The 19,175-nt window shown below is 58.0% G+C and carries 21 protein-coding genes; 13 read left to right on the top strand and 8 right to left on the bottom strand.

Annotated elements, in window-relative coordinates:
- Position 1: 1 nt before the first annotated feature.
- A complete protein-coding gene (locus ACR0AW_RS16675; protein ID WP_170648527.1) occupies positions 2-802 on the bottom strand; it encodes a glycoside hydrolase family 25 protein in 801 nt (266 codons plus the stop codon).
- Positions 803-1,173: 371 nt separating this feature from the next.
- Between ACR0AW_RS16675 and rplS the strand changes: the two genes are divergently transcribed.
- Positions 1,174-1,557, top strand: coding sequence for a 50S ribosomal protein L19 (gene rplS / locus ACR0AW_RS16670; RefSeq protein WP_170328369.1), 384 nt, complete (start codon positions 1,174-1,176; stop codon positions 1,555-1,557).
- A gap of 11 nt (positions 1,558-1,568) precedes the next feature.
- Complete coding sequence (rpmE, locus tag ACR0AW_RS16665; RefSeq protein ID WP_170392669.1) at positions 1,569-1,790, top strand: 50S ribosomal protein L31; 222 nt, start codon at positions 1,569-1,571, stop codon at positions 1,788-1,790.
- A 78-nt stretch (positions 1,791-1,868) separates the two neighbouring features.
- Here rpmE and ACR0AW_RS16660 read toward each other — a convergent pair whose 3' ends face one another.
- The 3 genes from ACR0AW_RS16660 to ACR0AW_RS16650 form a co-directional block, all read right to left on the bottom strand.
- Positions 1,869-2,546: an SOS response-associated peptidase gene (locus ACR0AW_RS16660; protein ID WP_170733720.1), complete on the bottom strand. Its 678-nt coding sequence runs from the start codon at positions 2,544-2,546 to the stop codon at positions 1,869-1,871.
- Positions 2,547-2,597: 51 nt separating this feature from the next.
- Positions 2,598-4,187 carry an MFS transporter gene (locus ACR0AW_RS16655; RefSeq protein WP_170733719.1) on the bottom strand — a complete coding sequence of 530 codons (1,590 nt, stop codon included), beginning with the start codon at positions 4,185-4,187 and terminating at the stop codon, positions 2,598-2,600.
- 118 nt (positions 4,188-4,305) lie between these two features.
- Positions 4,306-5,193 carry an AEC family transporter gene (locus ACR0AW_RS16650; protein ID WP_170402414.1) on the bottom strand — a complete coding sequence of 296 codons (888 nt, stop codon included), beginning with the start codon at positions 5,191-5,193 and terminating at the stop codon, positions 4,306-4,308.
- 218 nt (positions 5,194-5,411) lie between these two features.
- On the opposite strand from ACR0AW_RS16650, the gene ACR0AW_RS16645 reads away from it, so the two are divergent.
- Positions 5,412-6,221 (top strand): division plane positioning ATPase MipZ, encoded by an 810-nt coding sequence (locus ACR0AW_RS16645; RefSeq protein ID WP_170402416.1) that lies wholly within the window; start codon positions 5,412-5,414, stop codon positions 6,219-6,221.
- A gap of 132 nt (positions 6,222-6,353) precedes the next feature.
- Here ACR0AW_RS16645 and ACR0AW_RS16640 read toward each other — a convergent pair whose 3' ends face one another.
- On the bottom strand, positions 6,354-7,589 hold the full coding sequence (locus ACR0AW_RS16640) for an adenylate/guanylate cyclase domain-containing protein (protein ID WP_170392675.1): 1,236 nt from the start codon (positions 7,587-7,589) through the stop codon (positions 6,354-6,356).
- A 62-nt stretch (positions 7,590-7,651) separates the two neighbouring features.
- A complete protein-coding gene (locus ACR0AW_RS16635; RefSeq protein ID WP_170392676.1) occupies positions 7,652-8,104 on the bottom strand; it encodes a MarR family winged helix-turn-helix transcriptional regulator in 453 nt (150 codons plus the stop codon).
- Between the two features lie 65 nt (positions 8,105-8,169).
- Here ACR0AW_RS16635 and ACR0AW_RS16630 point away from each other — a divergent pair, with 65 nt between their 5' ends.
- Both ACR0AW_RS16630 and fahA read left to right on the top strand, forming a co-directional pair.
- On the top strand, positions 8,170-8,793 hold the full coding sequence (locus ACR0AW_RS16630) for a LysE family translocator (RefSeq protein WP_170733718.1): 624 nt from the start codon (positions 8,170-8,172) through the stop codon (positions 8,791-8,793).
- 22 nt (positions 8,794-8,815) lie between these two features.
- Positions 8,816-10,075 carry a fumarylacetoacetase gene (gene fahA, locus ACR0AW_RS16625; RefSeq protein WP_170513345.1) on the top strand — a complete coding sequence of 420 codons (1,260 nt, stop codon included), beginning with the start codon at positions 8,816-8,818 and terminating at the stop codon, positions 10,073-10,075.
- A 20-nt stretch (positions 10,076-10,095) separates the two neighbouring features.
- On the opposite strand, the gene ACR0AW_RS16620 is transcribed toward fahA, so the two are convergent.
- On the bottom strand, positions 10,096-10,659 hold the full coding sequence (locus ACR0AW_RS16620; RefSeq protein ID WP_170402422.1) for a DUF2585 domain-containing protein: 564 nt from the start codon (positions 10,657-10,659) through the stop codon (positions 10,096-10,098).
- 52 nt (positions 10,660-10,711) lie between these two features.
- On the opposite strand from ACR0AW_RS16620, the gene ACR0AW_RS16615 reads away from it, so the two are divergent.
- The 6 genes from ACR0AW_RS16615 to ACR0AW_RS16590 all read left to right on the top strand — a co-directional run bounded on the left by ACR0AW_RS16615 (position 10,712) and on the right by ACR0AW_RS16590 (position 15,224).
- Positions 10,712-11,662 (top strand): MBL fold metallo-hydrolase, encoded by a 951-nt coding sequence (locus ACR0AW_RS16615; RefSeq protein ID WP_039541551.1) that lies wholly within the window; start codon positions 10,712-10,714, stop codon positions 11,660-11,662.
- A gap of 134 nt (positions 11,663-11,796) precedes the next feature.
- Positions 11,797-13,407, top strand: a complete 1,611-nt coding sequence (locus ACR0AW_RS16610; protein ID WP_170402424.1) for an FAD-dependent oxidoreductase — start codon at positions 11,797-11,799, stop codon at positions 13,405-13,407.
- 5 nt (positions 13,408-13,412) lie between these two features.
- A complete protein-coding gene (locus ACR0AW_RS16605; protein ID WP_170392682.1) occupies positions 13,413-13,610 on the top strand; it encodes a DUF2783 domain-containing protein in 198 nt (65 codons plus the stop codon).
- Positions 13,611-13,614: 4 nt separating this feature from the next.
- On the top strand, positions 13,615-14,157 hold the full coding sequence (locus tag ACR0AW_RS16600) for a VOC family protein (RefSeq protein ID WP_170392683.1): 543 nt from the start codon (positions 13,615-13,617) through the stop codon (positions 14,155-14,157).
- A 7-nt stretch (positions 14,158-14,164) separates the two neighbouring features.
- Complete coding sequence (gene maiA, locus ACR0AW_RS16595) at positions 14,165-14,803, top strand: maleylacetoacetate isomerase (RefSeq protein WP_170402426.1); 639 nt, start codon at positions 14,165-14,167, stop codon at positions 14,801-14,803.
- Positions 14,804-14,891: 88 nt separating this feature from the next.
- A complete protein-coding gene (locus ACR0AW_RS16590) occupies positions 14,892-15,224 on the top strand; it encodes a DOPA 4,5-dioxygenase family protein (RefSeq protein WP_170402428.1) in 333 nt (110 codons plus the stop codon).
- On the opposite strand, the gene ACR0AW_RS16585 is transcribed toward ACR0AW_RS16590, so the two are convergent.
- A complete protein-coding gene (locus ACR0AW_RS16585; protein ID WP_170392686.1) occupies positions 15,221-16,849 on the bottom strand; it encodes an acyl-CoA synthetase in 1,629 nt (542 codons plus the stop codon). The genes ACR0AW_RS16590 and ACR0AW_RS16585 overlap by 4 nt on opposite strands.
- 221 nt (positions 16,850-17,070) lie before the next feature.
- On the opposite strand from ACR0AW_RS16585, the gene ACR0AW_RS16580 reads away from it, so the two are divergent.
- Positions 17,071-18,462 (top strand): aminotransferase class III-fold pyridoxal phosphate-dependent enzyme, encoded by a 1,392-nt coding sequence (locus ACR0AW_RS16580; protein WP_170392687.1) that lies wholly within the window; start codon positions 17,071-17,073, stop codon positions 18,460-18,462.
- Between the two features lie 199 nt (positions 18,463-18,661).
- Positions 18,662-19,147: a RidA family protein gene (locus tag ACR0AW_RS16575; RefSeq protein ID WP_170733717.1), complete on the top strand. Its 486-nt coding sequence runs from the start codon at positions 18,662-18,664 to the stop codon at positions 19,145-19,147.
- The last annotated feature ends 28 nt before the right edge of the window (positions 19,148-19,175 follow it).

The following is a 19,175-nucleotide window of genomic DNA, read 5'->3' as shown; positions in this document are numbered from 1 at the left end:
ACTAACGGGTTGCCTTCCACAACGCCCAGGTTTCCGGTGTGCCGTTGAAGGTGTTGATGTCCACCTTACCCTGAACCCCCGGCACCAGCCCGGTGCCGGTGTATTGCCAGAACCGCCAGACCGAGCCTGGATAAACGTTGCGCGGGTGGCCCGCGACCGAGCGCAGCCAGAACTCAGTTTTGGGAAGTCGTCCGATATCGGTGTCGCCGTAGAAATCTACCGTCGTGTAGACAATCGGGCGTCGGCCATAGTGGCGCTCGAGAATATCAAGGAACCGCTGCGCCTCGGCCCGAACGGTTCGGCCATCAGGGCGCAGGGTGCAGGTTTTGGAATGGGGCGTCCATTCCATATCCAGCACATGCGGCAGGTCGGCCCCTTTGGGCACGTTCTGGATGAACCAACGCGCCTGTTCATGGGCCGGACGGCAGAAATAATAATAGTGATAGGCCCCCCACGGCACTCCGGCAGCTTGTGCGCCGCGTCGATGCTCGTCGAACATCGGGTCGGTAAAATCTCCGCCCTCGGTGGCTTTGATGAAGGCAAAGCTGACACCGTTCTTCTGCGCGGTGCGCCAATCAATCGGCCCCTGCCAACGCGAGACATCCAGCCCATGCACCGGGTAATGGCCGGGATGACGTCCCTCCCACGGGTGCGGGTCAGCGTCACCAAAGGCGGGGTAGATGATCGAAGGCGGGGTCGTGTCCGCGAAGGCCTGCGGCTCAACCACCTGAGGTTGCGGGCCGCGGCGACCACATGAGACAAGTGCAAGCGCCATAACGGCCAACAGAAGTGCTTTGCGCATCTTATGATCCTGTATCAAATATCTGCTCTTATAATTAATCCCAGAATGCCTGATCTGGTGAACAAGGCAACGGTGGATTTGACGGGTGGCAAAAACTCACCTGTTTCACCAAGAATAAGGCTTGATCCCCGCCCGCAAAGCCCGTAAAGCAGCGCAATCCGGTGTGGCTTTGCGCGACTCCGGTGTTTTTGGTTTGCATCCTGACGTGACGCCCAGCTTTCTTCGGCACCGGCGCGACAGGGCGGACCGGACCAAAAGGAACATTCGATCTGACCTCTGGCGGGCTGTACGCAGGACCCGGTGAAGACCAAGAGCTCTCAGGCCGTGCCCAAACTTCGTGGACCAACCACGAGCAGATAGGAGTAACTGCGATGGACCTGATCGCACAGCTTGAGGCGGAACAGATTGCCGCCCTGGGGAAAGACATCCCCGATTTCAAAGCCGGTGACACCATCCGTGTCGGCTTTAAAGTGACCGAAGGGTCGCGTACCCGTGTGCAGAACTATGAAGGCGTCTGCATTGCGCGCAAAGGTGGCAGCGGTATCGCCGGTTCGTTCACCGTTCGCAAGATTTCGTTTGGCGAAGGCGTGGAGCGTGTGTTCCCGCTGCATTCGACCAATATCGACAGCATCACCGTTGTCCGCCGTGGCCGCGTTCGTCGCGCCAAACTGTACTACCTGCGCTCGCGCCGTGGTAAATCCGCGCGTATCGCAGAAGTCACCAACTACAAGCCCAAGGCTGGCGCCGAGGCGTAAGGAGCGGAAAGATGAAAAAAGACATCCATCCCGATTATCACGTCATCAACGTCAAAATGACCGATGGCTCCGTGGTTCAGATGAAATCCACCTGGGGCAGCGAAGGCGACCAGCTGGCTCTGGAAATCGACCCTTCCGTGCACCCCGCATGGACCGGTGGTTCGTCGCGCCTGATGGACGCAGGCGGCCGCGTGTCGAAGTTCAAGAAGAAATACGAAGGTCTGGGCTTCTAATCCCGACCTGGTTGAAATGCGAAAGGCCGTCCATTTGGGCGGCCTTTTTTTTATTCTCCTGCCGTGATTACTGCAGGCTCAGAAATCAAACCCGGTCTGGACGGGGGGCGTGTAAGGCTCGATCATGTCCTCACCCTCGGCCCCGCGCTTGATGGGTTTGACGGTGTGATATTCGAACCGGCCTTCGTACTGCGTGCCCAACGACTGCTGCGCCTCTTGCGCAGTTGTGACGCCCGATAGCCAGTTTTCGATCTCATCCGGGCTCAGGATCACCGGCATTCGGCTGTGAATATGCGCGATCTGAGGGCTGGGTGGCCGGGTCAGGATCGTACAGCTATGGCTGCCGTCATCAGTCCTGTAAAACCCCGCAAAAAACATCACCGGGGCATTGCGCTGAACCGTGATGTAGACCGGGCAATCATGGCCCTGGTCCTTGGGCCACTCGTAATATCCCAGTGCCGGAATTAGACAGCGCCCCTTGTTCCAGTATTGCTGCCAGAAGCTGACATTTTCGATCTTCGAATTGATCATCGGCTTCTTGCTGCGCGGATCCTTGATTTGCCAGCGCGCAGTAGCCAAATCGGCCTGATCGCCGTCCCAACGGACCATGCCAACCCGATTGGTCGGAGACACATTGTACCCACCCGAAGGCAGCTGCTCGGGCAGATCAGGCGAGACCTTGCCGTAGAGAAAATACTCGGTAATCGCCAGCATTTCCCGCTGCGTCAGGTTACCGGCTGCAAACTTTCCACACATGACAAAAACCTAGGCCGATTGAGTGCCGGTCACAAGTGGCCCCACCGACGATCAGTCCCTTGTCAGATCAACCGCGCTGTGCGGTGGAGGCACCGGGCCTCGCAGCATTACGGCAGCCAGGATCATCCCCAAAAGCGCAGCGATAGCGGCGACAAGCATGGCACTGTTAAATGCATCATCCTGCAAATCCCGCAGGGCACGCGCCAGCGTTTCGCCTGTGGTCGGATCAAGCCCAGCGATAAGCTGTTGCACCTGACTTGCAGTGCCATGTGTCAACGCATGGGCCAGATCAGCCCGTTGCTCGGACCCGGTGGGCAAGGCGTTGATCACTTCGGTCAGGCCGCGCCGGGTGGTGATCGCTTCAGCCAACCCGCCGACAACCGCACCAAGCGTGGCCCCAAAATAAAGGAACGCATTCACTACGCCCGAGCCCTGCCCCATATGTTCTTCCGGCAACAAGCGCAGCCCGAGACGCGGCAATAACGAAAAACCGATGCCAAGCCCGATCCCGATAATCACCAGCTTCCACCAAATCGCACCCATGCCTGTTGTGTTCGTCGTTGTCGTCAACAGCATGAACCCACAGGTCATGAACCCCATGCCCAGGATCACCGGCCATCGAAAACTGTAAGGTGCAAGAAAACGCGGAGCCACCACGGACACGACGAACATACTGAGGCTCAACGGCAGGATCGCCACCCCCGCCCCAACAGCGGACAGGCCAAACGCATCTGGCGATTGCACGAAGACGTTGAAATAGACGAAAAAGCTGAACAGCGCGAAGCCGGTAATGAACATCCCTGCCGCCGCCATGAAATAACGGGGGTGGCGGAAGTAGCGCAGCTCGATCAGAGGGTCCGCGCTGCGGCGCGAGGTGATGATCAGTGCAATCACCGCTACAGCCGACACGGCAAGCGGGATCAGGGTCGATCTTGTGGCCCATCCGTGGCTTTCTCCATTGCTGAGGGCGAAGGATAGCGGGCCAAGCAGCAGGACCAGTGCGACTGCACCCGCAAGATCGAACTTTGCGCCTGCAAGACGGGTGTCGGGGACGTAATGCTCTTTGCTGACCCGCAACCCGACCGCAAACGCCACGATCAGCAGCGCCAGATCTGTGGCAAACACGCCCCGCCAGCTGAGGTAATGCGCAAACGCGCCGCCAACGATCGGACCAACACCAATTGCCAGCCCGACGATCGCGCCCCAGGCACCGGTGACGCTGGCCCGTTGTTCCTCGGGCGTGGCGGCAGTTAGCAGCGAAAGCGAGGTGCCAAACAGCGCTGCCGCCCCGGCACCTTGGGCCCCGCGGCCTGCCAGCAACATGGCTGCATCCTGCGAAAACAACACAAGGGCCGAGCCAAGACCGAACACGATCATTCCGGCAAAGAAGACGCCCATCTTGCCGGTGATATCGCCAAGTCGGCTGACGATGGTAACGAGGGTCGCGCTAACCACCGTATAGATCGCCATCACCCATTGCAGGCTGGAAGGCGACAGATCGAACTCGGCCTTCAGATTTGGCAGGATCGTCGCAACGGCGGTTGTGTTGAAGCCAACAACCATCATGCACAGCGCGGTCATCACCAGAACCAGACGTGCCCCTCCCGCGCCGGATATGTCGTCAGTGACGTCTTTTGGCATCTGCCTGTCCCCCGTTCAGGAATAGCGCGCTGGCCCTTCGGGCACCGTGTTGTGCCTATTATTAAACGGTTTTTTGCTGATAGATACTGTTTTTAGCGCGCTGCGCGCGCAGCGCCTATTAGATCCAGTAGGACAGCGCCAATGGCAGCACCAGGATCGTGGACAGAGTCGAAACCAGAATGAACCCGGCCACATCGGGTCCGTATTCCGGCACATGCTGATCGATGAACAAATAGGTCGCGACAGAGGAGGGCATCAAACAGCACAGGATCACCGCGCCCCGCTCAGCCCCGGTGAAGCCGAAGCTCCAGACCAACGCGCTGGCAATCACCGCAGCCATCAGCAGGTGCAGCGCTGTCAGCAAAACGGCTCGGCCAAGGCTTTTGATCCGCAGGGTCGCCAGCGTGTGGCCCAGCGTCAGCAACATCAGCGGGATTGAAAGACCGCCCAGAATATCAAAGGATTTGGCCACCGGTTGCGGCAGGCTGGTGCCCGTCGCCATCAACACCAGCGACAGTGCGACCGCGTAAATAATCGGCGAAGTCGCCAGTTTCTTGGGTGAGAACTCTCCGGCCGGAATCCACATGCCGATCGTGAAGATACTGATCAGCACAACCACCACAAATGCCATCGTATAGGCCATTCCCGCATCGCCCAGCGCCAAAAGGGTAATGGGCAGGCCGATATTGCCGACATTGCCATGCATCAGTGGCGTCAGAAATGCCCGCACCGGCAGCCGCATCAGTTTGAGCGCGACAAGCCCCAACAGCCCAAAACCTGCAATCGCCAAAGCGGCGGCCATCATGACATCAAGAAAGGTGCCGACCGCAATCTGGGTGGTTGAAAGGTGCGAGATAATCAGCGTCGGATACCCGACCCGCGAGACGATCCCGCCAATGACCTTGTTGTCATAGGGGGCCTTGATCAAAGCCAGAGCGTAACCGATTCCAGCGCAAATCAGGACAGGCAGAACCACGTTCAAAACGTTCAGAAACAGATGATCCAATGGCTGCCCTCGATCACAAATCCATAGGATGGACAGTGAAACAGGGGTGTGTGTTTGGCAAGGATTTACCCTAACCCCCAAGTACCAAGCACTTTTCCAATTTGAGGCTTGATAATACCGCTCAAGACGGCCCGAGGTTCTTCCCTTCCCGGCCTACACAACATATAGTGGCTGCCAACAACGTGTAGGCAAACACGGCGGGACTTGGGAATACAGGCATGGCACATATCATTGTGGTCGGGAACGAAAAGGGCGGCGCAGGCAAATCAACCGTGTCGATGCATGTGGCCACTGCATTGGCACGGCTGGGGCACAAGGTCAGCACACTCGATCTTGACCTGCGGCAGCGCAGTCTGGGTCGTTATTTCGAGAACCGCTTGAACTTCCTGAACGGCTCGGACCTGTCTCTGCCCAGCCCACGCCACCACGACCTGCCCGAGATTGACGCCAGCGCTCTGCAACCCGGTGAAAACATCTATGACCACCGCCTTTCGGCCGCCGTGGCCGAACTGGAAAGCGATAGCGATTTCATCCTGATCGACTGCCCCGGTTCGCACACTCGACTCAGCCAGGTTGCACATTCGCTGGCCGATACGCTGATTACACCGCTGAACGACAGTTTCATCGATTTTGACCTGCTGGCGCGGATCGATTCCAAAGGTGAGAGAATCCTTGGCCCCTCGGTCTATTCCGAGATGGTCTGGAACGCGCGCCAATTGCGTGCACAGGCCGGGCTGAAACCCATCGATTGGGTAGTGGTGCGCAACCGGGTCGGGACCCAGCGCATGGTCAACAAGGAGAAGATGCAACGCGCGATCGAAATGCTGTCACAGCGCATCGGCTTCCGCGTCGCCTCGGGCTTTTCCGAGCGAGTGATTTTCCGCGAGTTGTTCCCGCGCGGACTGACTTTGCTGGACCTCAAGGATATCGGGGTCAAGCAGCTCAATATCTCCAACATCGCCGCACGCCAGGAATTGCGCGACATGATGAAGGAACTGAGCTTGCCGGGTGTTGAGATCGATTTCTGAGCGACCACAGCTCGAATTACCCAACATATCCGCCCAAGACCCCGGAAAATTTAAAAGTTTCCGGATCGATTTCATTCTATGAAATCGTGCGCAGCAGCAGTCGCACGCGTTGGCACGGGTGTCAGTGATCGGTTAGCCCGCCGTTCTGTAAATCGTAAACAGCTCTTTCGGCTCTGCCACGCCCCGCAACATATAGCGACCGACCGAGATCAGATCCTGATCGCAGGGATGGGCCGCGCGGGCTACATCGTCGGAAATCAGGATGCGCTGCCCCAGTGACCTGTGCATTCCCGCGATTCTCGAAGTCTGGTTGACCGCCGGACCAATTACCGTGAAATCCAGCCGACTTTCGGAGCCGATGTTTCCATAGAGGATCTCACCAGAGTGCAATGCCAGCGTATAGTTCGAAACCGGTTGCCCCCGTGAACTCCGCTGAGTGTTCAATTCGGCCATGCGCTCTTGCAGCATGGTCGCCGCAGCCAGCGCGGCGCGGGCATCGGCATCGATCTCGCCGACATCAAACATCGCCATGACACCGTCGCCCATGAACTTCAGGATGTTGCCTTCGCATTGATGAACAACATCGACCACCACACCCAGGTAGTCATTCAGCATATCTATGACTTCGATCCCTGGCATCTCTTCCGACAAGCTGGTGAACCCTTCCAGATCGAAGTTCCAGATCACCGCATCGATCTGCTGCAGTGACCCGCGACGGATTTCACCGGACAAGACCCGACGACCGGCATCGCGCCCCAGATAAACCCGCATCAAATCTTTCGACACCCGCGCGTTCGAGGCTGACTTCAGAGCCAGCCCCAGATGCGGTAGCGCCGTATTGATCACGTCCAGATCATCGTCGCAGAATCCTTCCGGCGCATTGCTGGACCAGGACATTAAGACACCGTCGATTGCCTCTTTCGCATCATAGGGGTTGCGTTGAGCCGGCACATCAAAGCTGATGCCAGTCGCGTAATAGTCCGTGGCTCCGTTTTCCCGCAACTCGTTTAGCAGGGGAAAACGGCTGGGTTCGTTCTGGTCGACCAGCCGTTCACGGATAGCATCGATATCTTCGTGCAATACGGCATACAGCGGACTTTGTGTCCAAACTTCACTGGGCTCTTCGGAATACTCGAAGGTTTCCAGATTACTTCCTTTGCTGCGGTACCAGCTATAGCCCGTTCCGCCATAGACGGGATGCAAGGCCGGTTGCGCCGCATGAAAGCGCATCAAGGGCACACCAAGATCAACTAAACGGGTGCAATACCCGTCCAGAAGTTCTTGTTTGTCGGCCCCTTCCAGGCCTCGGGTCACCAACCAATCTATCAGATCATGGGATTTTGCCGTTGGGGAATCCGGCGCTGTCATGTGTCGTTCCTGTGTCCGTTATGACGTTGATCTGGGGGCAGCTGTACCGGATTACCAGTACCCTAATCCATTCCGGCCAGACGTCGCAGCATCATGCGCAGCAAAGCGGCCTCACCCGTGGTGAAACGCGATGCCAGTTTCTGATCATAATCCTGCGCGATACCGCTTAGCTCACGATAAACCTTCTGGCCAGCCGAGGTCAGCGATAGCCGCTCAACCCGCCGGTCATTTTCATCCCGCAACCTTTGCAAATATCGGCGCTGTTGCAATCGGCTGACCGCACGGCTGACCTTGGTTTTGTGGATTTTGGCACGCTCAACAATGTCGCGTGCGGTCATCTCACCATGATTGCCCAGATGAAACAGCACCCTCCATTCGGTGCGCAGCATTCCGTAGCGATCCTTGTAAACGCGCTGAAACTCAAGCGAACTTTCCTCGGCCGCCTGATTCAACAGGAACGGCAGGAAATTTCGCAAATCAAACTCATCTTTTTGGTCATTTTTAGGCTGGGTCATCCTTGTTAGTTACAAAATCAACTATTATTCGACAAGTAACAAGTTGAAGGATCACCGGAGACGAGATGAGTTTTGATATCTGGATCACCTATGTGGCGACGGTGTTGCTGCTGATGAGCACACCGGGGCCAAGCCAGTTGCTGATGCTGTCGAACTCGGCAACCAATGGGCTGCGGCGAGGTTTTTTTACCGCTGCGGGTGATTTGACGGCCAATTTCTTTCAAATGTTGGCCGCCGGTCTGGGTCTGGCTGCCCTGATCGCCACGTCCGGGACCGCCTTTACCGTGATCAAGTGGTTGGGCGTGGCCTATCTGGTCTATCTCGGCGTCAAGCAAATCGTGAAGGCACGTGTTGCCGAAACCAACGATGCGCCACGTGCCAGCCGAAAGGTGCTCTGGATGCAGGGCTTCATCACCTCTGCCGCGAATCCCAAGGCGGTGGTGTTCTTCGCCGCTCTGTTTCCGCTGTTCATCGATGGCGCGCTGCCATTCTGGCCGCAATTCGCCATCCTCTCGGCCACATATCTGATCATAGACGGGTTGTTTCTGATGGCCTATGGCTCCACTGCCAGTTGGCTGGCCCGGCGCCTGCAGGGGCCGGCAAGGCTTTGGCTCGACCGGATCGGTGGCAGCTTCATGATATTGGCGGCAGCCCTGCTGGGCTTCAAATCCCTGCGCGCCGCCTCGTAACCGAAAGACATAAGGACGCAATATGCCTTTGAAGAAATCCTGGGTCGCATCAGCCAATTCCGCCGACCACCCCTTCCCGCTGAACAACCTGCCTTATGGCGTGTTCTCGACCGAAACCACCGAGCCCCGCTGCGGCGTTGCCATCGGCGACATGATCTTCGACATGACTGCTGCCGAAGCTGATGGATTAATCGCGCTTTCGGATGAGCCGCTGTTCGATCTGCCCTTCTGGAATCCGCTGATGGAAGAAGGCCCTGCCGTATGGGCTGCATTGCGCGACCGCCTATCTACGCTATTGGCTGAAGATTCGGACGAACAGCACAAGATTGAAGGTCTGCTGATCCCGCAGGACGAGGCCGAGATGCACATGCCCTTTGCCGTCAGCGAGTACACCGATTTCTACGCGGGCCGCCACCATGCCCAGAACGTGGGCACCATGTTCCGCGGCCCGGAAAACGCGTTGCCGCCGAACTGGCTGCACATCCCCATCGGCTATAACGGCCGCGCGTCGTCTGTTGTCGTTTCAGGCACGGATATCCGTCGCCCCTGGGGTCAGTTGAAATCGCCCGATCAGGACCTGCCTGCTTTCCTGCCCAGCCGTCGATTTGATATCGAACTAGAGATGGGTGCAATCGTGGGCACACCGTCTGACGGTCCAATTTCAGTGCAGGAAGCCGATGACAACATCTTTGGCTATGTCCTGCTAAACGACTGGTCCGCACGCGATATTCAGGCCTGGGAATACCAGCCGCTGGGGCCATTTCAGGCCAAGGCGACCGCGACCTCGATCAGCCCCTGGATCGTGACCAAAGCGGCGCTGGAACCGTTCCGCTGCGATACGCCCGACCGTGAGTTTGCCCTGCTGGACCACCTGAAGGATTGCGGCCCGATGCTCTATGACATCGATTTGGCCGTGACGATGGCGCCCGAGAATAAAGACGCCACGACCATCGCACGGACCAATTATCGCGAGATGTACTACTCGGCGGCGCAGCAGTTGGCGCATCACTCGACGTCTGGGTGTCCGATGAACACGGGCGACCTGTTGGGGTCCGGCACCATTTCGGGACCGAACAAGCCAGAGCGCGGATCACTTCTGGAACTCAGCTGGGGCGGGAAAGAGCCGCTGACGCTGGACACAGGCGAGACCCGCACCTTCATCGAGAACGGCGACACGCTGACCCTGACCGGCGCAGCCAAGGGCGACGGCTATTCCATCGGGTTCGGCGATTGCACCGGCACTGTGCTGCCCGCACTCGAAAATCCATTCGCCAGAGATTGATGCAGGTCCAGTCCGCATATTCAGAGCGCGCTCTGCCAGTCCTTAACGGCCTCGATGGGATAAAGCAGCATCAGCACGTTCAGCGTCAGACCATCGCGGATCAGCGTGGTGGTCAGGATCTCGAATCCCAGCGCAATGGTGACCGTCATCCAGATCGGCAGGCGACGCGCCAACCAGAACCCCAGCATCATCGCGCCAATATCGGCGATCGAGTTGACGACACTGTCGCCGTAGTAATCCAGCGAGATCGTAACCGCGCGGTAATGTTCGATCACGGCATTGGTGTTCTCGGAAATCTCCCACGCGACTTCTATCAAGGTGGCGATGAACAACCGCCAGCCAACCGCAAGGCGGCGCGCCACCAGCCACAGAAGACCGTAAAACAGAAAGCCATGAATGATGTGGCTGGGCGTGTACCAATCGGTCAGATGCTGCGAGCTTTCGGAACTGAAGGTTTCACCATGCCACAGCTTGACATAACCGCATTTGCAAATCGGTTCGCGGCCCATCCACAGCAGGATGATGGCGCAGGCAATGACAACACAAGCGGTTGCCCAATAAGGCAAAAATCGACGTTCAAACATATGGCGACAACATCATCAAAGCCAGTCGCTGTCCAGAAGGGAAATCACTGATATGGCCAAGGCATTTGCGTCCCAGGGGGACATGTCGGAAAAGAAAATCAGCTTCACTGAGGTGGGCGAAGGGCTCTATGCCTTCACCGCCGAAGGCGACCCGAACTCGGGCGTGATCATCGGCGATGACAGCGTGATGATTGTCGAGGCGCAGGCGACCCCGCGTCTGGCCAACAAGGTGATCGAATGCGTGCGGTCGGTGACTGACAAGCCGATCACCCATGTGGCGCTGACCCATTACCACGCAGTACGCGTGCTAGGTGCCAGCGCCTTTGGTGCGCAACAGATCCTGATGTCGGATATGGCGCGCGCCATGGTGGTTGAACGTGGTCAGGAAGACTGGGACAGCGAATTCCAACGCTTCCCGCGTCTCTTTGAAGGACACGAAAGCATCCCCGGCCTCACATGGCCCACCACCACCTTCAGCGACACAATGACGGTTTATCTGGGCAACCGCCGGATCGACCTGATGCATCTGGGCCGTGCGCATACCGCTGGCGATATCGTCATCCACGTGCCCGATCAGAATGTCATGTTCACCGGTGACATCGTCGAATACCACTCGGCCTGCTATTGCGGCGACGGGCATTTCAGCGACTGGGGCGATACGCTGGATGAGATCAAGTGGTTCGACGTAGACGCTATCGCGCCGGGGCGCGGCGACGCTCTGGTCGGTAAGGACATGGTCAACGCGGCCATCGAAAACACCCGCGATTTCGTGGAAAGCACCTACCGCCCGGCAGCAAAGGTCGCGGCGCGTGGCGGTTCGCTGAAAGAAGCCTGGGACGCCGTGCGCGCAGAATGCGACCCAAAATTCGCCGACTATGCGATCTACGAACACTGCCTGCCCTTCAATGTTGCCCGCGCCTATGACGAGGCCCGCGGCATCGACACGCCCCGTATCTGGACCGCCCAGCGCGATCTGGAGATGTGGGAGGCCCTGCAGGGCTAAGAATTCCGGGCCGGATTTGATCCAGATCGTGGCGGCCCGGATTTGACGGTGAAACTCTAACGCAAGACCTCCGGCGCAACTGTGCCGGGGAACAGATGAGGTGCGCCCGATGCGCCAGAAATGGGAGAGAGAGAGTGAACAAGATCTTTGAAGTTCCACTTTATGCCTACGAGGCCAGCCCGGATCAATCCGCGCCAGCGCCCGTGCGCCACAAGGTCATCGTTGTTGGGGCCGGTCCGGTGGGTCTGGCCGCCGCCATCGATCTGGCCCAGCAAGGGGTCGAGGTGCTGGTGCTGGACGACAACGACAAGGTCAGCTTCGGCAGCCGCGCCATCTGTTTTGCCAAACGCCCGCTGGAAATCCTCGACCGTCTGGGTTGCGGGCAGCCGATGGTGGACAAGGGCGTTCTTTGGAACAAGGGCAAAGTGTTCTTCGACGAACGTCAGGTTTACGAGTTCGACCTGCAGCCCGACAGCGGCGATCAGCGCCCGGCCTTCATCAACCTGCAGCAATACTATTTCGAGCAGTTTCTGGTCGACCGCGTCCGCGAATTGCAAGCGCAGGGTGCACCGATCGAAATCCGCGGCCGCAACAAGGTCGAAGCCGTTGGAACCCACCCCGATCACGTCAAGCTTGAGGTCGAAACGCCTGAGGGTTCATACACCATCGAGGCGGATTGGGTCATCGCCTGCGACGGCGCGGGCTCACCCATGCGCGCCATGATGGGTAAGGATTTTGTGGGCCGCGTGTTCGAAGACAACTTCCTGATCGCTGATGTGATCATGGAGGCCGATTTCCCTTCGGAACGCTGGTTCTGGTTCGATCCGCCGTTCAACAAAGGCCAATCTGCGTTGCTGCATAAACAACCCGATGGCGTTTGGCGCATCGATCTGCAACTGGGATGGGATATCGACAAGGAACGCGAAAAGCGCCCGGAAAACGTGATCCCGCGCCTCAAGGCCATGCTGGGCGAGGAGGTAAATTTCGAGCTGGAATGGGTCAGCATCTACACCTTCCAGTGCCGCCGGATGGAGCAATTCCGCCATGGCCGCGTGATCTTTGCCGGTGACAGTGCCCATCAGGTCAGCCCGTTTGGCGCACGGGGCGCAAACTCGGGCGTGCAGGATACCGACAACCTGTGCTGGAAACTGAAACTGGTGATCGATGGCAGCGCACCTGAATCTTTGCTGGACAGCTACGATCAGGAACGCATTCACGGCGCGGACGAGAATATCCTGAACTCGACTCGCTCGACCGATTTCATCACCCCGAAATCGCAGATGTCACGCATCCTGCGCGATGCGGTGCTGGACTTGAGCGAGCACTATGACTTCGCCCGCCCGATGGTGAATTCTGGCCGCCTGAGCGTACCTTGCGTCTATGACGGCTCGTCGCTGAATTCGGCGGATGCGTTGAACGGGCCGACGCAGACGCGTCCCGGAGCGTCCTGTCCCGATGCGCCTTTGGGTGATGGCTTTCTACTGCCTAAACTGGCTGGACAGTTCACGCTGCTGACCATCGACGCCGATGCACCAGATGAGATCGAGGTCGATGGCATCATCGTCAAACGCCTGGCACTCTCGGTCAAAGACGACCCGACCCTGACGCTGAAGCGCCGCTATCTGGGCGATGCCAGCGGAGCGGTCTATCTGATCCGTCCCGATCAGCACGTGGCCGCCCGCCGCGACACCTACGAAGAAAATGCATTCCGGCACGCGGTGCGCCGCGCCACAGGCAAGGAGTAAGCGACATGGCTGATCTGATCCTCTCATCCAATCTGACCCAGGCAGACGATTTCTATGCCGATCTGGTGGCCGCCCATGAAGGGCTTGAGAAAGCCGAAAGCGATGCGTTCAACGCGCGCCTTGTGCTGGTTCTGGCAAACCACATCGGCGACAACGCGGTGCTGAAGCAGGCGTTGGACGCCGCAGCCCTGAAACAGGAGTAAGCCCATGAAAATCGAACAGATTCACCACGTCGCCTATCGCTGCAAGGACGCGAAAGAGACCGTTGAATGGTATGGCAAGATGCTGAACATGGATTTCATTCTGGCGATTGCCGAAGACCATGTGCCCTCCACCCATGAACCTGATCCCTACATGCACCTGTTTCTGGATGCCGGAAATGGCAATGTGCTGGCGTTTTTTGAGCTGCCTACCAAGCCGGAAATGGGGCGCGATCCCAACACGCCGATTTGGGTGCAGCACATCGCATTCAAGGTGAAGGACCGTGATGAGCTGATCGCATTCAAGGACCATCTCGAAGCCAACGGCGTCGAGGTTCTGGGTGTCACGGATCATTCGATCTTTCATTCGATCTATTTCTTCGATCCGAACGGTCACCGGGTGGAACTGGCTTGCCCCGACCCCGAGGAAGAGGCCATGCTGGCCCGGCTGGATTCGGTCAAATGGGATATGCTCGAAGAATGGTCGCGCACCAAACGAGCCCCTCAGCATGCCGACTGGCTGCATGCCAAGGAACTAAGCAAAGGCTAACCATCGTATGTCCGAAGTGGTTCTGTTTGATTACTGGCGTTCGTCCGCCAGTTACCGGGTGCGGATTGCACTGAATCTGGCTGGGATCACCTACCGCCCGGTCGTCGTGGATCTAGTGAACGGGGCGCATCGCGCCCCGGATCATTTGGACCGCAACCCGCAAGGTCTGGTCCCGGTGCTGGATATCGATGGGGTTCGGTTGACCCAATCGCTGGCGATCATCGACTATCTGGATGAGACCCGCGAACTGGGTCTGCTGCCAACCGATCCGGCCAAGCGAGCCGCGGCGCGGGCATTGGCGCACAGTATCGCGGTGGATATCCATCCGGTCTGCAATCTGTCGGTTGCCAAACATGCCACCGCGCTCACCCAAGGTGCAGGCGACATGCCCGGCGACTGGATGCGTCACTTCATCCGGCCGGGTCTGCTCGCGTTTGAATCGCTGCTGGGCGGCTTTGATCAATCCCCGTTCTGCACCGGTGAAACGCCGGGTCTGGCCGATATCTGCCTGATCCCACAGCTTTATAATGCGCGCCGGTGGGAAGTTGATCTATCCGATATGCCACGCCTGACAGCAGTCGAGGCCGTCTGCGCCGAGCATTCGGCCTTTGCCGCAGCCCATCCTGACCTGCACGCTCCGCTCTGAACCGGCGCACAGAGTCTGTGTGGCGGTGCGGGTGCACAAATCCTCGCGCCGTCCTTAGGTTTCTATGCAACGACAGATGGAGAACCCCATGCCCAAGATCACCGGCTACCACGCCCATGTCTATTTCGACGCCGACACTCAGGACACGGCACGGCAGGTCTGTGAAGAGGCCGCGCGCCTGTTTCCCGCTGTCCAGATGGGCCACATGCATGCGCGTAATGTTGGCCCGCATCCGCGATGGAGTTGCCAGCTGGGCTTTCCCGCCGAAGCCTTTGATCAGGTCTTTCCCTGGCTGATCCTGAACCGGCAAGGGCTGACCATCTTTACGCATCCAGAAACCGGCGATCACTTGGCTGATCACCGGGATCGCGCTATCTGGATGGGCGAGATGCTGCCGCTTGATTTGTCGATCTTCGATTAACCCAATTCACGCGCCCGGTCGCGCAGGATGAACTTCTGAATCTTCCCCGTCGACGTCTTGGGCAACGCCCCAAACACAACCGTCTTGGGTGCTTTGAAATGGGCCATATGATCCCGGCAGAAAGCGATGATCTCCGCCTCATTCGCCTCTGCCTGCGGTTTCAACTCAACAAATGCACACGGCGTTTCACCCCATTTCTCATCCGGGCGGGCCACCACCGCCGCCTCCATCACAGCCGGGTGTTTATACAGCGTATCTTCGACCTCGACCGACGAGATGTTCTCACCGCCCGAGATGATGATGTCCTTGGACCTATCCTTCAGCGCGATATAGCCATCCGGATGCATCACCCCCAGATCGCCCGAGGCAAACCACCCGCCCTTGAAGGCCTTGTCTGTCGCCTCAGCGTTCTTGAGATAGCCCTTCATGACAATGTTGCCCTGCATGAAAATCTCACCCATGGTTTCGCCATCCGAAGGCACGGGTTCCATCGTCTCGGGGTCAGCCACCATCAACCCGGACAGGGCGACGTATTTCACCCCCTGACGCACCTTCAGCGCGGCGCGATCTTCCGCGCCTTTCTCGTTCCATTCGTCCTTCCATGCACAGACAACGGACGGACCATAGGTCTCGGTCAGGCCATAGACATGGGTAACCTCAACACCCATCCCTTCCATCGCTTCGATCACCTTGGCCGGCGGTGGAGCGCCAGCGGTCATCGCCTTGATCTGCTGCGTGAAATCCTTGAGATGATCGGGCGCGTTGGCCAGCATATTCAACACGATCGGTGCGCCACAGAAATGGGTCACACCCTCTTCTCGGAAGGCGCGATAGATCGGTTCGTCCCGCACGGCGCGCAGGCAGACGGAGGTGCCCGCATTGGCCGCCATCGTCCACGGGAAGCACCAGCCATTGCAGTGAAACATCGGCAGCGTCCACAGATAGACCGAATGCTGCGGCATCCCCCATGTCAGGATATTCGACGTTGCGTTCAGCGCCGCGCCGCGGTGGTGATAGACCACACCCTTGGGGTTGCCGGTGGTGCCCGAGGTATAGTTCAGCGTGATCGCATCCCATTCATCTGCGGGCAAAGACCAGTCGAACTCTGGATCACCCTCGGCCAACAGAGCCTCATAGGTCAGATCTCCCAATCGCTCGCCACCGTCAAAACTGGCGTCTTCGATGTCGATCACCAGAATGTTGTGATCCACCTGCGCTAACGCTTGTTTCACGACGCCTGAAAACTCGGGATCGACCAGCAGAACCTTGGCTTCGGCATGGTTCAGAATGAAGGCGATGATCGGCGCATCTAGCCTCGTGTTGATCGCGTTCAGCACCGCCCCTGCCATGGGCACGCCAAAATGCGCCTCATACAGCTCGGGGATATTGGCCGCGATGATCGAGACTGTATCGCCCACGCCTACGCCACGCGTAGTCAGCGCGCTGGCCAGACGTCGGCTCCGCGCATAGGTTTCTGCCCAGCTATACCGGCGCTCGCCATACACAACGGATGGGTAATCCGGATACACTGCCGCCGTCCGCTCAAGATAGCTCAGCGGAGACAACGGCGTGAAATTCGCCGGGGTTTTATCCAGATGTTGCTGGTAGATAGGTGTGGCTGTCATCCGGCGATCCTCCCAAACTCGTCAGATTGTCGTATTGAGCACAAAGTTTACGTCATAACAAACCCGTATTAATACGAGTTTGAGCTACACTGGAGATATCCTATGGGCTAATCTGGCCCTACTTCACGCGCACCATTCGCGTTGATCTGCAGTATCACGTCACTTTGCGCCCGCCGGGACCTACTGATTCCCCGCGCGCCCCACTTTTGAAAGGACATGTCATGGACGGCACGTTCAACGAAAACGATCTTTCCCGCGTCGTCGAAGCCGACCGCGCCCACCTCTGGCATCACCTGATCCAGCACAAGCCGTTTGAGACCAACGATCCCCGTATCATTGTCGAAGGCAAAGGCATGCGCGTGTGGGACCAAAAGGGCAAAGAGCACCTGGATGCCGTGTCAGGCGGTGTCTGGACCGTGAACGTGGGCTATGGTCGCGAATCTATCTGTAAGGCGGTTTATGACCAGCTGATGAAGCTGTGCTACTTCGCCAACACCGCAGGCTCGATCCCCGGTTCCAATTTCGCGGAAATGCTGATCGACAAGATGCCGGGCATGAGCCGCGTGTACTACACCAATTCAGGTTCTGAGGCGAACGAGAAGGCGTTCAAGATGATCCGCCAGATCGCGCACAAGAAATATGGCGGCAAGAAAACCAAGATCCTGTATCGCGACCGCGACTATCACGGCTCCACCCTGGCGACCATGTCGGCAGGTGGTCAGGACGAGCGCACCGCACAATACGGTCCCTTTGCACCCGATTTCGTGCGCGTGCCTCACTGCATGGAATACCGCAAGCACGAGCTGGACGGCGCACCGGAAGAGAACTTTGGCGAATGGGCTGCAGATCAGATCGAAGAGGTCATCCTGCGCGAAGGCCCTGACACTGTTGGTGCCCTGTGCCTTGAGCCCGTGACCGCAGGCGGTGGCGTCATCGAAGCGCCTGAAGGCTATTGGCCCCGCGTGCAGGAGATCTGCAAGAAATACGACATCCTGCTGCACATTGACGAGGTTGTCTGCGGCGTAGGTCGGACCGGCACCTGGTTCGGCTATCAGCAATACGGCATCAAGCCGGACTTCGTGACCATGGCCAAGGGCGTTGCCTCGGGTTATGCCGCGATCGCCTGCATGGTCACCACCGAGGAAGTCTTTGACATGTTCAAAGACGACGCGGCAGACCCGATGAACTATTTCCGTGATATCTCGACCTTTGGCGGCTGCACTGCCGGTCCGGCGGCAGCGGTTGAAAACATGCGCATCATTCAGGATGAAAACCTGCTGCAGAACTGCGTGGACATGGGTGATCGCATGATGGGCAACCTGCAGGCGCTGATGGAAAAGCACAAAGTCATCGGCGACGTGCGCGGCAAGGGCCTGTTCCTTGGCGCCGAGCTGGTAACCGATCGGACCACCAAGGATCCGATGGACGAAAAGCGCGTTCAGGCCGTTGTCGCAGATTGTATGGCGCAGGGCGTCATCATCGGTGCCACCAACCGCTCGATCCCCAGCCGCAACAACACGCTGTGCTTCTCGCCAGCGCTGATTGCAACAGCGGACGATATCGACCAGATCACCGACGCCGTCGACGGCGCGCTGGGACGTGTGTTCGGCTGATCCGACCACTGTAGTATTGCTAAAACAGATGAAACCCGCCAGCTTTTGGCGGGTTTCTTTTTATGTGGACACCATCCAAGCGTATTAGCTGATGCCAAGGATACTCAGTTTACATTCAAATTGCAGGAACGAGCCCGAAGATGACATTGGTTTTCTTTCCGCCTAGCTTGCAGCCCATGCACTAGTTGGAGGGATTACTATGTCGACGCCAGAAAGCAGGCTTGAAGAATTGGGCTTGAAATTGCCTGCGCCTACGAAGTTACCGGATGGCCTGCACATACCCTTCGAATTTGTTAATGTCAGAGGTGACCGAGCACTTTTCTCAGGTCACCCAAAAAACGCATTGGATGGTAGTCTGGCCGGGCCTTTTGGAGTTGTCGGAGCCGAAATTACTACGGATCAAGCGTATGCTGAGGCCCGCGAAGTGGCATTAACGGTACTGGCTAACCTGAAAGCAGAAATAGGCGAGCTATCAAGAATTGTTGGATGGGTCCGCGTCTTTGGTATGGTGACATCTGCGCCCGGATACTCGGATCAACATGTTGTGGTAAATGGCTTTAGCGATTTGATAATTGAGGTGTTCGGCCCAGACATCGGTCGCCATGCGCGTTCTGCTATCGGTGTGTCTGGACTACCGCTCGGTTTCGCAATGGAAATTGAGGGCGAAGTCATGATCTCTGCCTGACAGGCCTGCGACGGCTTAGTCCGCCCTG

It is taken from the genome of Ruegeria sp. C5, from assembly GCF_056537605.1.
Note: the sequence above shows the minus strand (reverse complement) of the source record. Positions and strands in the feature narration are given on the sequence as shown.